Below are 14337 nucleotides of genomic sequence, written 5' to 3'. Positions count from 1 at the left end.
TATGTCAACCACCGAATCATCATCCCACTATCAACATCTTGAACAGATGAGCACGCGCGGGTTGTTGGTGAACATCAATCGTGAAGATAAAACTGTTCCTGATGCCATTGAAAAAGTAATTCCACAAATTGAAAAGCTGGTGGAGGTGATTACTGAAAAAATGAAAACCGGTGGACGGTTGTTTTACATCGGTGCAGGAACCAGCGGAAGACTGGGCATTGTTGACGCCAGCGAAATACCACCCACCTATGGCATGCCGCATGGAAAGGTGATTGGGATTATTGCCGGGGGCGATCAGGCTATACGCAAAGCCGTTGAACATGCCGAAGATGATCGGCAACAGGCGTGGAAGGATTTGCAGCAATTTAACATCTCAAATGCGGATGTATTGATTGGCATTGCGGCATCCGGCAAAACACCTTATGTAATCGGTGGACTTAAGGATGCCCGAATGCACGGTATTGTAACGGCCTGTATAACCTGCAACGAAAGTACTGAGGTGTCCCGGCATGCTGATTACCCGATAGAAGTAATTGTTGGGCCTGAGTTTGTAACCGGGAGCACACGCATGAAAGCCGGTACTGCACAGAAACTTGTGCTTAACATGATTTCCACCGCTACCATGATAAAACTTGGGCGTGTAAAAGGAAATAAAATGATTGACATGCAACTTACCAACAACAAGTTAATTGATCGGGGCACACGCATGATCATGGAAGAGTTGGGGGTTGACCAGCAAAAGGCCGAAGCCTTACTGAAAGAATTTGGAAATGTGCGCAGGGTAATAGATGGCTACACCGGTCATGCATGAAATTGAACCCTTTTCAAACTGGCTGAAGTATTACAACTCTTCTGAGGACAGCCGTTCTCCATTTTTCGAAAAAGCGTACAACTTCGATCAGTACTCCGATACCATTTACGGATATTACATTGATCCTGCCTGGGATTTTATGGGCTCCGATACGCTCTACATAAAAATCCTATACACCGATTATGCACGGGGCGCTACAATTATTGAATTCTTAGGTGAATGGAACGACACCATCAACAATGATATCATGCACTTGAAACGCAATATTATTGATGAATTGCTGGCTGCGGGTATTTCTAAATTTATTTTGATTGGTGAGAACATCATGAATTTTCATGGATCGGATGATTCCTATTATGAAGAGTGGTTTGATGAAGTGGAGGATGTTGAAGAAAAAGATATCCCCGGATGGATCGCGGCCGTTTCTTTTCCTGATTTTATCCAGGATGAATTACGCAAATACCACATCGACCAATACATAAACATGGGCGGTACGCTGCAAATCAGCAACTGGCGAACCATGCACCCCCGGACGTTTATTGATGTTGTGGAAAATTTAATTTCAAGGCGGTTAACATAAGTGCATTTTTTCCGGGGTTACTGCAACAACGTGTAATGGCAGGTATTAACTTTCTTGTTCAATCCATAAAGCCATGCACTCATCCCCTGAAAAAATCCCGGTTAAAATTTTCAAATCATCAGAAGAAGCCTCCCTTTACGTGGCCAGGGAAATAGCAGCCCTTATCAGGCTACGGCAAAAGCAAAATAAACCCTGTGTACTTGGCCTCGCCACAGGCTCTTCACCCACACGGGTATATGCCGAACTTGTGCGGTTGCACCAGCACGAGGGATTAAGTTTCAGCAATGTGCATACATTCAACCTGGATGAATACTATCCTATGGAACCGGATTCGCTGCAAAGCTATGTTCGGTTTATGAAGGAATATTTATTCGATTACATCGACATACCCAAAAAGAATATCCACATTCCGGATGGCACTGTTCCTAAAAGCAAAATTGTTGATTTCTGCCGCACGTACGATAAATTGATTGAGCAAATGGGCGGAATTGATTTGCAGATTTTGGGTGTTGGCCGTACCGGGCACATTGGCTTTAACGAGCCGGGCTCCAGCGAAAAATCAGGCACGCGGTTGATAACCCTCGATCATGTTACACGCATGGATGCGGCCAGTGATTTTTTTGGAGAGGAGAATGTTCCGCGCAACGCACTTACTATGGGTGTGGGAACAATCCTGAAATCAAGGCGGATAATTATGATGGCATGGGGCGAGGGGAAGGCAGCAGTTGTACAACGTGCCGTGGAAGGCCCTGTATCGGATCAACTTCCTGCCTCTTTTCTGCAACTCCATTCCGATACCGAGGTTGTGTTGGACGAAGCCTCATCGGCAGAGCTTACAAAAATCAAAACTCCCTGGTTGTTGGATGCACAGCAGGCTTGGAATCAAAAGAAAATCCGTAAAGCAGTAGTTTGGCTGTGCCAGAAATTAAAGAAGCCGGTTCTTAAACTTACCAATGCCGATTACAATGAACACGGTATGGGCGATATTGTAACAGCGTTTGGCTCTGCATACAAAGTCAATATTAAAGTATTCAATGAACTTCAGCACACCATAACCGGTTGGCCAGGTGGCAAACCGCGGGCGGATGATTCCAATCGCCCCGAACGGGCAAAGCCATTCCCTAAGCGTGTAATTATTTTCTCTCCCCATCCCGATGATGACGTGATTTCAATGGGTGGAACTTTTATCCGGCTGGTCGACCAAGGCCATGATGTGCATGTGGCATACCAGACTTCGGGAAACATTGCCGTATTTGATGATGATGTTGTTCGTTTTGCTGATTTTGCCAACGACTTTAGCGAACAGTTTGGTTTTACGAAATCAAAAAGTGAACAGCTCTATAAGAAGGTTCGCATGTCGTTAAACAAAAAGCGACCCGGCCAGGTGGACAGCCCTGAAGTAATGCTGATCAAAGCCTTGATCAGACGAGGTGAGGCCAAAGCAGCATGTCGGTACGTTGGCATACCCGAGACGAATGTTCATTTTTTAGATATGCCGTTTTACGAAACGGGCCTGGTAAAGAAAAAACCACTGAGTGATAAAGATATTACCATCATCACCAACCTGATTGACAACGTAAAGCCCCACCAGATTTACGCTGCTGGCGATCTTTCCGACCCGCACGGCACACACCGCGTTTGCCTCTCGGCTATTTTTCAGGCTATTGATCGGTTAAAGAAAAAAGCCTGGATGAAGAATTGTTACGTGTGGCTTTACCGTGGTGCATGGCAAGAATGGGATATTGACCAGATTGAAATGGCCGTACCCTTAAGCCCGGAGGAACTGTTGCGAAAGCGAAGGGCCATCTTTAAACATCAATCGCAAAAAGACAGTGCCTTGTTTCCGGGAACCGATGCACGCGAGTTTTGGGTGCGGGCCGAAGAGCGCAACCGCGCAACCGCCAACGCTTACGATCAACTTGGCTTGGCCGAATATGAAGCCATTGAAGCCTTTGTACGGTACAAATTCTGATTAAATCAACTCAAGGCTTAACTGCACATTGTTTACCAGCGCTTCGGCCGGAACGAGGTATTGACGCTTTGATTTAACTTCGGCACAAAGAAAACGTGTGCGCCTGAGTTTCCCTTTTTTGAATGTTCGGCCATTCAATTGAAAAATACTTCCTTCAGCAAGCGATGAAAGCACAATGTGGGTATGCGCATTGTGATCGTAGTCCCGAAAAGCTTTGGTTAATGCAACATCAGCAAAGGTGCTGGCCATGGGCTGCCGCATATGCCGACTTAGTAAGTGAAGGATTCTTTCAGGAAAAACTTCAGGCGAAAGCACGGGTTGTAACAGGTTGGCAAAAGTTTGCTGCCATAACCTTCCGTGCGGCTCAACACGGTTCCCAACCTGATGATGCACATAATGATGGGCTACCTCATGGATATAGGTAACTAAAAACAGATATGGGTTAAGGTCTTCGTTAACGGTAATGCGTGCAGCCCCACCGCGCTTGCAGGTAAAATCCCCGATTTTAGTTTGCCGGCTTTTGGTGGTGTGCAGCCGAAAAGGTTTTTCTTTCCATAACAGCACACAATAGTCAATGGCTTGTTCAGGAATGTGCCGTTCAAGAATGGATAAGACTTGTGTTTCGTTCATGTAAACCGGGTGGGCTGAAAATAAAAAAGGCCTTAGAATTTCTAAAGCCTCTTTTAAGTTACGTTTACTGAATTATTATTCAGCGGCAGTAGAGTCAGCTTCAACTTCGGTTGAATCAGTCTCATCAGCAGGAGCAACTTCTTCAGTAGCAGGAGCTTCTTCAGTAGCAGCTTCTTCAGCCTTTTGACCACCACATGCAACAAATGCAAAGGCGAAGCCGATTACAGCCATTAGTGCGATTAACTTTTTCATAGTTTACAGGTTTTATTTAAATGTTTGCAAATATACAACGATCTGATTTTGAAGCCCAAGCAGGTAAGATTTTTATTTTTTCTTGAAGATTAAACGCACCGGTACACCTTCAAAATCAAAATGCTCACGAATTTTATTTTCTAAATAACGTTCGTAAGCGGGCTGGATATACTGGGGGTGATTACAAAAGAATGCAATCGATGGAAATCGGGCGTTTACTTGGGTGATGTACTTTATTTGGATGAATTTACCTTTTATGGCCGGTGGCGGGTAACGCTCAATTTCCGGTAGCATTACTTCATTAAGTTCAGAAGTGGGGATTTTCTTTGTTTTGTTTTCATAAACTTTTACAGCCTTTTCCACCACCTGGAAAATGCGTTGTTTATTAAGGGCAGAGGCAAATATGATTGGGATATAGTCAATAGGGGCAAGTTTTTCCAGGATTTCGCGCCTGAAGGCATCAGCGGTTTTGGAATCCTTTTCAACCAAATCCCATTTGTTAACCATTATCACAATTCCTTTTCCTTGCCTTTCGGCCAGGCTTATAATATTAACATCCTGCGATTCCATTTTGCGCTCCGCATCCAGCACCACAATACACACATCACTCTCTTCAAGTGCACGCAATGATCGTAATACAGAATAGAACTCAACGTCTTCACGCACTTTACTTTTTTTTCGGATACCGGCCGTGTCGATAAGGATAAAGTGCTGCCCGTACATTTTATAATGGCTGTGTATGGCATCGCGGGTGGTGCCTGCTTCATCGGTTACTATACTTCTTTCCGTACCCAGTAGCGCATTCAGTAACGATGATTTGCCAACATTTGGACGGCCCAAAATGGAAATTTTCGGTATACCGGCATTCGGGTCTTCCACTCCTTCGCTGGGAAAAACCTTAACCAGTTCGTCCAGCAGTTCGCCTGTTCCGCTTCCGTTTTCAGCAGAAATCGGGTAGACTTCGCCTAATGCCAGTTCATAAAACTCGGCAGCGTAAACGGATTTATCGGGTGTATCGGCTTTATTGGCAGCAATAAAAACCGGTTTTTTTGAGGCCCGGATAACGTTGGCAAAATCCTTATCAAATCCGGTAAGTCCATCTTTGCAATCAACAACAAAAATTACCGCTGAGGCTTCTTCAAGGGCCATGGCTACCTGCTTCCGGATCTCCGTTTCAAACTTATCTTCCGAGCCGGTAACATATCCCCCTGTATCAATAACGGTAAAATAATGCCCTGTCCATTCGGCATATCCATAGTGCCTGTCGCGTGTAACGCCTGGCATATCGTCCATAATGGCTTGCCGTTTTTCAATCAACCGGTTAAACAAGGTTGACTTGCCTACGTTGGGCCTCCCTACTATTGCTACTATGTTTGCCATAATCAATTATTCAATGTGCTAATTAGCCAATTAGCGTTCTGAAAATCATTGGCTAATTGACTAATTATCCAGGTATCCAAACCTCCTTAATTTATCTTTTTGTTTTCTCCAGTTATCAGCCACTTTAACATGTGTTTCCAAAAATACTTTTTTATTAAAAAACGCCTCCATAGCCTGGCGGGATTCCATTCCCAGTTTTTTCAACATGCTTCCACCTTTGCCGATAAGGATTCCTTTCTGCGAATCACGTTCCACATATATTTCAGCCCGCATGCGAATAATCTCTTCTGTTTCTGAAAACTCGGTTATGGAAACTTCTGTGCTGTAGGGCACTTCCTGCTCCAGGTTCAGGAAAATTTTTTCGCGGATGATTTCGCCTGCAAAGAAGCGTTCTGTTTTGTCCGAAAGTTCATCTTGAGGGAAATAGGGCGGGTGTACCGGCATGGTTTGGATGATGGTATCCATCAATTGTCCGATGTTTTCGCCTGAAGTTGCCGAAACTGGAAGGATGCCTGCAAGGTTGGGCAAATTTTCTTTCCAGTAGGTAGATTTATCCACTACCTGCGAGCCCTTAGCCAGGTCGATTTTGTTAATGATTAACAAGGTTGGTGTTTGTATTCGCTTAAAGCGATCGAACAATTCCGGTTCATATTTATCTTCCAGCGCTACAACCAATAATATCAGGTCGGCATCCTCTAACGAGACCTTTACAAAATTCATCATGGCTTCGTGCAGTGCATATTTGGGCTCCAGTATGCCGGGTGTATCCGAATATACAATCTGGTAATCATCACCATTTAAAATTCCCATGATCCGATGGCGGGTGGTTTGTGCTTTTGGTGTGGTAATAGAAAGCTGCTCGCCTACCAGCCTGTTCATTAGTGTGGATTTGCCCACATTAGGCTTGCCTACAATGCTTACAAAACCGGATTTGAATGAACTGGATGACATGGTTTTTTAAAAATGAAAAACCCCTGACTTTCAAGTCCGGGGTTCTTAGTAGCGGGGGTAAGACTCGAACTTACGACCTTTGGGTTATGAGCCCAACGAGCTACCAACTGCTCCACCCCGCGATTTGGTGCACAAAAGTATGGCCATCGGGGCTAAAAACCAAATCAAGTGTAAAACCTGCTATAAACTTCAGTTAACTCCTTTGATTTTGTAATTTTCAAAATTCGATTTTGAAAATGGATGAGTTAGGCAAATCTCTACCGGTATCGGAAAGTATAATTGAAAGCGAACAGGGTGCTGGCGCTGCCGGAAACCCAAACTGTCTGAACTGTGGTGCGCCCCTAACCGGTAAGTTTTGTTCGCAATGTGGGCAGAAAGATTTGCCACGCAGGCAAGCCGTTGGTGATCTTTCTTTGAACTTCATCAGTTCATTCTTCAGTTTCGAATCGAAGTTTTTCAAAACGTTTGGCAGCTTGCTGCTCAAGCCGGGCATTCTAATTCGCGAATACAATGAAGGCAAGCGTGAGCGTTATTATCATCCCGCGCGCATGTATGTGTTTCTTAGCTTTCTGTTCTTCCTGGTTTTTACATTGATCCCTGACAAAGAAAAAATTGACCTTACGGAAGATGGCCGCAAATTATCAAAGGAAGAGACGAAAACAGTTTTAGATACGCTAAATAATATTCCCTGGGAAAAGTACGAGCCAAAAACATTTGCTGAATATGATTCCATTCAAAACACAAAACCAATCGAAAAAAGGGACGGCAAATTTGAACGATACTATCAGAAGAAAATCATCACCCTTAGACAACAACGCGGCTGGAAGTACAACGATATTTGGAAGAACTTTGGGAAGAGTATGCAGGACAATATTCCTAAAATGATTTTCCTTTTGCTCCCCGTTTTTGCCCTTATCTTAAAATTACTTTACATCCGAAGAGATTTTTATTATTCCGAGCACCTGGTGTTTACCGTTTTCTTTTACGATTTTCTTTTTCTGGCGGGAATTTTCGGTTTATTGTTTTCGTTGGTGAGTTGGCTTGAATGGATCAACTTTTTTATTTTCCTGTACGTCAATTTTTATTTATACAAAGCCATGCGCAGGGTCTACGGCCAATCACGCTTCAAAACCATTCTGAAATTCTTTTCCGTAATCTGGATATTTTTCTTTTGCATCACATTCGCATTCGTGATTAATGCGTTGGTAACACTAATATTGTTGTAATGATTTTTCAGGCAAACCAACCGTTGGCGGAACGCATGCGGCCATCCACATTGGATGACCTGGTGGGGCAAGAGCATCTTGTTGGTGCTGGTGGTATAATTCGTAAGGCGATACAGTTGGGCAACATTCCGTCTATGATTTTGTGGGGACCACCGGGTGTTGGCAAAACAACCATCGCCAATATTATTGCTCATGAGGTGAAAAAACCGTTTTATACGTTAAGTGCTGTTAGTGCCGGAGTGAAAGATGTGCGGGAAGTAATCGAAAAGGCAAGACTATCAGGAAAGTCGATTTTATTTATTGATGAAATTCATCGATTTAACAAATCGCAACAAGATGCATTGCTTGGCGCTGTTGAGAAAGGTATAATTACGTTAATAGGTGCAACAACCGAAAACCCATCCTTTGAAGTGAACTCAGCATTGCTTTCGCGATGCCAGGTGTACACACTTAAACCACTGGATGAAAAGGATTTGCTCAGGTTGGTAAATCATGCGTTAGCGCATGATGAGCAATTGAAAAAACGACAGGTTGAATTAAAGGAGCATGCTGCACTCTTTCAGCTTTCCGGAGGCGATGCCCGGAAAGTACTGAACTTATTGGAGTTGGTGGTTGACGCTGAACCTTCCGGGAAAGTGGTAATCACCAATGAACTGGCTACCACCGTTGCTCAAAAGAAGATTGCCATTTATGATAAGAGTGGTGAGCAACACTATGATATTATTTCTGCATTTATCAAATCCATACGCGGCAGCGATCCCAATGCTGCTGTTTACTACCTGGCCCGTATGGTAGAGGGTGGGGAAGATGTAAAATTCATAGCCCGCAGAATGGTCATCCTGGCCTCGGAGGATATTGGCAATGCTAACCCTACGGCTTTGGTTATGGCCACCAATACGTTTCAAGCTGTGACCATGATCGGCTACCCGGAAGCACGCATTATACTTGCGCAATGTGCGGTGTACCTGGCCAGTTCGCCAAAAAGCAATGCCAGTTACATGGCCATTGAAGAGGCCATTCGAGTAGTGAATGAAACCGGAGACTTACCGGTGCCGCTGTCGATCCGGAATACACCCACCAAATTGATGAAGGACCTGGGTTATGGAAAGGGATACCAGTACGCACACAGTTTTGAAGGCAATTTTGCAAATATGGAATTTCTTCCTGAAGCAATTTCTGGAACTAAATTTTATGAACCGGGTAAAAATGTACGCGAAGAGGAGTTAAGAAAATATTTACGCGACCGCTGGAAAGAAAAGTATGGTTATTGAAGCAAATATGATCAATCTTGTGTTGGAATTTTGAGCGAGTGAAATGAAGCAACTAATATTTGAGTCGCCATCGGTTTTTGTTATTCTTTGTCTGGCCACCGGGCTTGGTTATGCCTGGTTGTTGTACACCAGTCATCATCCGTGGGGAAAATGGATGAACTGGATTTTATTTGGTTTCCGTGCATTGGTTGTATTCTTTCTTACTTTTTTTCTGCTGGGCCCCATTATCAAGCAAATTCAAAATGTAATTGAAAAACCTGTTTTTGTTATCCTTCAGGATAATTCACTTTCCATAAAAGAAACTGTTGATTCCACTTCAAGAATGGCACTTGCTTCGCATTTAAAGAGCATACAAACATCCCTTGAAGATGCCGGCTATGAAACGCAGCTTACAAATTTTTCAGGCGGAGATAGTGTTGATGAAAACTTCAATGCGCAGGCCACCAACATACACGAATCACTGCGAGCTATTTCGAATCGTTTTGAGGGAAGAAGTCTGGCGGGAACTGTTTTTGTATCGGATGGAATTTATAATGCCGGACTGTCACCGGTTTATGGTAATTATAACTTTCCGGTTTACACGATTGGTATCGGTGATACAACACCGCGTGCCGATCTGATGATCAGAAATATTCTGTATAACAAGATAGCTTACCAGGGAAATAAATTTCCCATTCGGGTTGAAGTATTTGTTAAAGGATTTCCGGGTGAAAACATTTCTGTTTCACTTCAACACAAAGGAAATGTGGTTGAGCGCAAGAATCAGCTTGTTCAGGCGGATGGAGTGTTGACCTTCGAGTTTCAGCCATTAGCGGTCGAAGCCGGAATTCAGCGATGGGATATTCAGGTAGAACCTAAAGAATCAGAACGCAACATCAAAAATAACCGGGCAACAATTTTCATTGAGGTTGTTGAAGGAAGAAAGAAAATATTAGTCGTTTCGGCCGCTCCTCATCCGGATATAAAGGCATTACGGACTGTGGTTGAGCAAAACTCGAATCTTGAGTTCCTTCTTCATGTTCCCGGGGTGGAAGAAACTCCTTCTGTAAATCTTCAGCCAGAAAATATTGATGTGGCAATTTTTCACCAGGTTCCGGATAATCGCGGACGTGCACGTGAAGTGTTTCAGCGCTTTGCCAAAAGCAGAACATCACTTTTTCTTGTACTCGGAGCGTCCAGTGATTTGAATCAAATTGCTCAACAACAGTTGCCTTTATCGTATGAACAACCACCAAGACAATTCGATGAAGTTACCCCGGTTATTAATCCCTCGTTTACAAACTTCAATGTCTCCGCAGAGGCTAATTCAATTTTTTCTGGTTTTCCGCCCGTTCAGGTACATTTTGGTAAGGCCGTTATTCCACCCGATGCGTCAGTTCTTTTGTTTCAGCGTGTAGGTAGCCTCATTACCGAAAAGCCACTCTTGTTTGTACATACGGATGAATCACGCAAAGTTGGTGTAATGCTTGGCGAAGGGTTGTGGCGATGGCGGTTACATGAATTTTCGAAAACAGAAAAAACAGAAGCTTTTGATGAACTGATGGGTAAATTGATTCAGTTTTTAAGCACAGTTGATGATAAGCGAAAATTCAGAAGCTATACCACTCAGCAACAGTTTTCCGATACTGAGTCTGTGGTTTTTGAGAGCCAGGTTTACAATGACATTTATGAGCCCATCTATGGTAACACTATTGAGTTGGAAGTTACCGATGAGCATGGGAAGAAGAACCAATACAATTATGTATTGAGTCCGGGAAATAACCGATACGCCATTGATGGTTTAAAAGAAGGTGTATATCGGTATCGGTCAGCTACTGTGATCAACAACCAGAAGGAAGAAGTGCGTGGGCAATTTATGATTGCCGCTCAACAATTGGAATTACAAAACCTTACAGCCGATTTTGATTTACTCAGGAGATTATCGCAGGGAACCGGAGGAAAATTCTATACAGCGAATCAAACAGAGCTACTTAAAAAAGAGTTGACCCAAAAGGAGGCGCGAAGTATAATCCGAAGTGAAGAACGTTACGATTCGCTTATCAACCTGAAATGGATTTTCTTCGTGCTGCTGTTGCTTATTGGCGCAGAATGGTTTTTGCGAAAGTATTTTGGAGGGTATTAACCACTACAAACTATTTTTTTAACAATTTCTCTCCAGTTTTCAGGTAGTGATTGATTGCTTTCTCCCACCAGTTCATCGATTTTTCAAATTCATCCGCCAGCTTTGTTTCAATAAAATGATTTTGACCATCACTTAAACCTGTGTACTCATAAGTTATATGCGCTTGTGTTGTATCGTTATCAATGGCTTCAAGCGCAATAGTAATCTTTACCGCTGCTTCTTCAGGTGTAACACGAACAAACTCAACGTTATAGTTAATCGGGTCATGTTGGGTTACATACCAAACCGTTTGTGATTGGCCATGATGAGGTGTAGTAAACACACAACCTTGTTCGATCAAACCGGAGACCGAGTGAATCATAGAGTACCTCCATCCATCCAGCCAATCTGCTTCACGCACAGGACAGAGCAATGGAAATACGTCTCGTATATTTCCTGTATTAAGTTGTTTGTAGGTAAACGTTTTTCGCATACTAATGAAATTGAATGATCTTAAAATAAAAAAGCGGGTTGCCCCGCTTTTTTGAATCAATCTTTCTTCGATGCTGCCTTTGGTTTTTTTACTTTCAGCGTAAGCTGGTCACCCTCACCGCTATAATCAGCTATAATGGTGCCACCTTCTTCAATTTCGCCTTTCAGGATTTCTTCCGCTACGGGGTCTTCCAGGTATTTGGTAATGGCCCGGTTCAGCGGCCGGGCACCAAACTGGTGGTCGTAGCCTTTGTCCGAAAGAAAATCTTTGGCTTTATCGGTAAGTTCAACCGTGTAGCCCAATGCGTTTATTCTGTCGAATACCTTTTTCAAGGTAATGTCAATAATCTTATGGATGTGCTCGCGCTGCAGTGAGTTAAACACAATCACATCATCTAACCGGTTGAGGAACTCCGGACTGAAAACACGTTTCAAGGCATTTTGTATGGTCGACTTCATTGCCTCTTCTTCGTTTTCACGCTTGGCGGCTGTGGCAAAACCAATGCCGGTACCAAAGTCTTTCAAATCGCGAACACCGATATTGGACGTCATGATAATGATGGTGTTACGGAAGTCAACGCGCCTTCCTAAACCATCGGTTAGGATCCCATCATCCAGCACTTGTAACAATATGTTGAATACATCCGGGTGGGCTTTTTCTATTTCGTCAAGCAGAACTACGGAATATGGTTTGCGCCTGACTTTTTCGGTAAGTTGTCCGCCTTCTTCGTATCCAACATAGCCTGGAGGGGCACCTACTAAGCGCGATACAGAAAATTTCTCCATGTATTCACTCATGTCGATGCGGATGAGTGAATCTTCTTTATCGAACAGGTAAGTGGCCAACACTTTAGCCAATTCGGTTTTACCTACACCGGTAGGACCGAGGAAGATGAATGAACCGATTGGTTTCTTCGGGTCTTTCAACCCTACGCGCGTACGCTGAATGGCTTTGGTTAATTTTTTAATGGCTTCTTCTTGTCCGATTACTCTGCCACTAAGTTCCTCGCCCATGCCCAGCAACTTATTGCTTTCTTTTTGTGCAATGCGCTTGGTGGGTATACCCGTCATCATGGCGATTACATCAGCTACATTGTCTTCGTTAACAGTATATTTCTCAGTACGGGTTTTTTCTTCCCACTTCGCTTTGGCAATGTCTAATTGCTCGAGTAGTTTTTTCTCTTTGTCGCGCAGTTGGGCAGCCTCTTCATATTTTTGGCTTTTCACCACACGATTCTTTTCTTTCTTCACATCTTCTATGGCCTCCTCCAGCTTAACGATGTCTTCCGGCACGTGAATGTTATTGATGTGAACACGGGCCCCGGCCTCGTCCATTACGTCAATGGCTTTATCCGGCAGGAAGCGATCGCTTATATAGCGGTCGGATAACTTAACACAAGAGGCAAGTGCTTCCGGTGTGTAGATCACGTGATGGTGATCTTCATATTTCTCTTTAATGTTTTCCAGGATTTGAATGGTTTCTTCTACCGTGGTAGAATCGACCATCACCATTTGAAACCTTCTGGCCAGGGCACCATCTTTTTCAATGTATTGACGATACTCGTCTAATGTGGTTGCGCCAATGCATTGGATCTCTCCGCGGGCCAGGGCAGGTTTAAACATGTTGGAAGCATCCAGCGAGCCGGAAGCCCCACCAGCACCAACAATGGTGTGCAATTCATCAATGAACAGAATCACATCCGGAGATTTTTCCAGTTCATTCATTACGGCTTTCATCCGTTCTTCAAACTGGCCCCGGTATTTTGTTCCGGCAACTAATGATGCGAGGTCAAGTGTTACCACGCGCTTGCCGAACAATACCCGCGATACTTTTTTCTGCACAATCCTCAGGGCAAGGCCTTCAGCGATAGCGGTTTTACCAACGCCTGGCTCACCAATTAATATCGGGTTGTTTTTCTTTCTGCGGCTTAATATTTGTGCTACGCGTTCAATTTCTTTTTCGCGGCCGACAATAGGGTCAAGTTTCCCATCTTCGGCCAACCGGGTAAGGTCACGCCCAAAGTTGTCGAGCACAGGTGTGCGCGATTTTTCTGTTCCTTTCTTTTCTTTTCCTCCAGCACCGGCACCGCCTCCAAAAATGCGCGATGAATCATCGTCCGGGTCATCGGTGTCCGAAGCGGCTTGTGGCCCTTCGTGTTGATATTCAAGCATTTCTTTTACGGTTTCGTAGTTAACATCAAACTTGCTGAGGATTTGCGTGGCCAGGTTATCGGCATCGCGCAGGATGGATAGCAACAAGTGTTCTGTACCAATTAACTGCGCCTTGAAAATCTTGGCTTCCAGGTAGGTGATCTTCAATACTTTTTCCGAGGCTTTTGTTAACGGTATGTTGGCCAGGTTTTTAATTTCATGTGTGGCTGTTCCTTTCGAGATTTTTTCAATTTCGCCACGCAAAGCGTCCATAGGAACCCCTAACTTCTTAAGCACCCCAACGGCTACACCTTCACCCTCGCGGATTAACCCGAGAAGCAGGTGTTCCGTACCGATATAATCATGGCCCAACCGTAAAGCTTCTTCACGGCTCAGGGATATCACTTCTTTAACGCGGTTGGAGAATTTGGCTTCCATGCAGTTTGTGGAATATTATTAGTGTAAATGTAAACTTTTCAATGGGATTTTATGCAGTTCAGCAAGCATTTTGGGGCTTTCT

At 43.9% G+C, this 14337-nt stretch carries 12 protein-coding genes and 1 tRNA gene; 6 read left to right on the top strand and 7 right to left on the bottom strand.

Features of this window, described 5'->3' with window-relative positions; translation table 11 throughout:
- Position 1: 1 nt before the first annotated feature.
- The 3 genes from murQ (at position 2) to nagB (ending at position 3363) form a co-directional block, all read left to right on the top strand.
- Complete coding sequence (gene murQ, locus KIT51_17445) at positions 2–811, top strand: N-acetylmuramic acid 6-phosphate etherase (GenBank protein UYN86618.1); 810 nt, start codon at positions 2–4, stop codon at positions 809–811.
- On the top strand, positions 804–1391 hold the full coding sequence (locus KIT51_17440) for a hypothetical protein (GenBank protein ID UYN86617.1): 588 nt from the start codon (positions 804–806) through the stop codon (positions 1389–1391). Before murQ ends, KIT51_17440 begins: the two co-directional genes overlap by 8 nt.
- 73 nt (positions 1392–1464) lie before the next feature.
- Positions 1465–3363 (top strand): glucosamine-6-phosphate deaminase, encoded by a 1899-nt coding sequence (gene nagB / locus KIT51_17435; protein ID UYN86616.1) that lies wholly within the window; start codon positions 1465–1467, stop codon positions 3361–3363.
- Here nagB and KIT51_17430 read toward each other — a convergent pair whose 3' ends face one another.
- The 5 genes from KIT51_17430 to KIT51_17410 all read right to left on the bottom strand — a co-directional run bounded on the left by KIT51_17430 (position 3364) and on the right by KIT51_17410 (position 6698).
- Positions 3364–3993: a SprT-like domain-containing protein gene (locus KIT51_17430; protein UYN86615.1), complete on the bottom strand. Its 630-nt coding sequence runs from the start codon at positions 3991–3993 to the stop codon at positions 3364–3366.
- A 75-nt stretch (positions 3994–4068) separates the two neighbouring features.
- Positions 4069–4245 carry a hypothetical protein gene (locus KIT51_17425; GenBank protein UYN86614.1) on the bottom strand — a complete coding sequence of 59 codons (177 nt, stop codon included), beginning with the start codon at positions 4243–4245 and terminating at the stop codon, positions 4069–4071.
- 72 nt (positions 4246–4317) lie between these two features.
- Positions 4318–5625 (bottom strand): ribosome biogenesis GTPase Der, encoded by a 1308-nt coding sequence (der, locus tag KIT51_17420; protein UYN86613.1) that lies wholly within the window; start codon positions 5623–5625, stop codon positions 4318–4320.
- Positions 5626–5685: 60 nt separating this feature from the next.
- Positions 5686–6576 carry a GTPase Era gene (era, locus tag KIT51_17415; GenBank protein UYN86612.1) on the bottom strand — a complete coding sequence of 297 codons (891 nt, stop codon included), beginning with the start codon at positions 6574–6576 and terminating at the stop codon, positions 5686–5688.
- Positions 6577–6625: 49 nt separating this feature from the next.
- A tRNA-Met gene (locus tag KIT51_17410) sits at positions 6626–6698 on the bottom strand.
- A 114-nt stretch (positions 6699–6812) separates the two neighbouring features.
- On the opposite strand from KIT51_17410, the gene KIT51_17405 reads away from it, so the two are divergent.
- The 3 genes from KIT51_17405 to KIT51_17395 are packed head-to-tail and all read left to right on the top strand — an operon-like array spanning position 6813 to position 11195.
- Positions 6813–7802 (top strand): DUF3667 domain-containing protein, encoded by a 990-nt coding sequence (locus KIT51_17405; GenBank protein ID UYN86611.1) that lies wholly within the window; start codon positions 6813–6815, stop codon positions 7800–7802.
- Positions 7802–9073, top strand: coding sequence for a replication-associated recombination protein A (locus KIT51_17400; GenBank protein ID UYN86610.1), 1272 nt, complete (start codon positions 7802–7804; stop codon positions 9071–9073). The genes KIT51_17405 and KIT51_17400 overlap by 1 nt, the downstream gene beginning before the upstream one ends.
- Positions 9074–9116: 43 nt before the next feature.
- Positions 9117–11195, top strand: coding sequence for a hypothetical protein (locus tag KIT51_17395; GenBank protein UYN86609.1), 2079 nt, complete (start codon positions 9117–9119; stop codon positions 11193–11195).
- Between the two features lie 10 nt (positions 11196–11205).
- Here the strand turns inward: KIT51_17395 and KIT51_17390 are convergent, their stop codons facing one another.
- Together KIT51_17390 and KIT51_17385 are read right to left on the bottom strand one after the other, a co-directional pair.
- Positions 11206–11667 (bottom strand): hypothetical protein, encoded by a 462-nt coding sequence (locus tag KIT51_17390; protein UYN86608.1) that lies wholly within the window; start codon positions 11665–11667, stop codon positions 11206–11208.
- Positions 11668–11723: 56 nt separating this feature from the next.
- On the bottom strand, positions 11724–14255 hold the full coding sequence (locus tag KIT51_17385) for an ATP-dependent Clp protease ATP-binding subunit (protein ID UYN86607.1): 2532 nt from the start codon (positions 14253–14255) through the stop codon (positions 11724–11726).
- Between the last annotated feature and the right edge of the window lie 82 nt (positions 14256–14337).

This window comes from Cyclobacteriaceae bacterium (assembly GCA_025808415.1).
In the GTDB taxonomy this organism is placed as follows: Bacteria; Bacteroidota; Bacteroidia; order Cytophagales; family Cyclobacteriaceae; genus UBA2336.
The sequence above is the reverse complement of the archived record's forward strand: the minus strand, read 5'-3'. Positions and strand labels throughout refer to the sequence as shown.

Excerpts from the sequence above, each read along its gene's own strand:
- KIT51_17400 (UYN86610.1), top strand. The coding sequence starts at position 7,802 with ATGATTTTTCAGGCAAACCAACCGTTGGCGGAACGCATGCGGCCATCC.
- KIT51_17395 (UYN86609.1), top strand. The coding sequence starts at position 9,117 with ATGAAGCAACTAATATTTGAGTCGCCATCGGTTTTTGTTATTCTTTGT.
- KIT51_17390 (UYN86608.1), bottom strand. The coding sequence starts at position 11,667 with ATGCGAAAAACGTTTACCTACAAACAACTTAATACAGGAAATATACGA.
- KIT51_17430 (UYN86615.1), bottom strand. The coding sequence starts at position 3,993 with ATGAACGAAACACAAGTCTTATCCATTCTTGAACGGCACATTCCTGAA.
- era (UYN86612.1), bottom strand. The coding sequence starts at position 6,576 with ATGTCATCCAGTTCATTCAAATCCGGTTTTGTAAGCATTGTAGGCAAG.
- KIT51_17440 (UYN86617.1), top strand. The coding sequence starts at position 804 with ATGCATGAAATTGAACCCTTTTCAAACTGGCTGAAGTATTACAACTCT.
- KIT51_17425 (UYN86614.1), bottom strand. The coding sequence starts at position 4,245 with ATGAAAAAGTTAATCGCACTAATGGCTGTAATCGGCTTCGCCTTTGCA.
- KIT51_17385 (UYN86607.1), bottom strand. The coding sequence starts at position 14,255 with ATGGAAGCCAAATTCTCCAACCGCGTTAAAGAAGTGATATCCCTGAGC.
- murQ (UYN86618.1), top strand. The coding sequence starts at position 2 with ATGTCAACCACCGAATCATCATCCCACTATCAACATCTTGAACAGATG.
- nagB (UYN86616.1), top strand. The coding sequence starts at position 1,465 with ATGCACTCATCCCCTGAAAAAATCCCGGTTAAAATTTTCAAATCATCA.
- der (UYN86613.1), bottom strand. The coding sequence starts at position 5,625 with ATGGCAAACATAGTAGCAATAGTAGGGAGGCCCAACGTAGGCAAGTCA.
- KIT51_17405 (UYN86611.1), top strand. The coding sequence starts at position 6,813 with ATGGATGAGTTAGGCAAATCTCTACCGGTATCGGAAAGTATAATTGAA.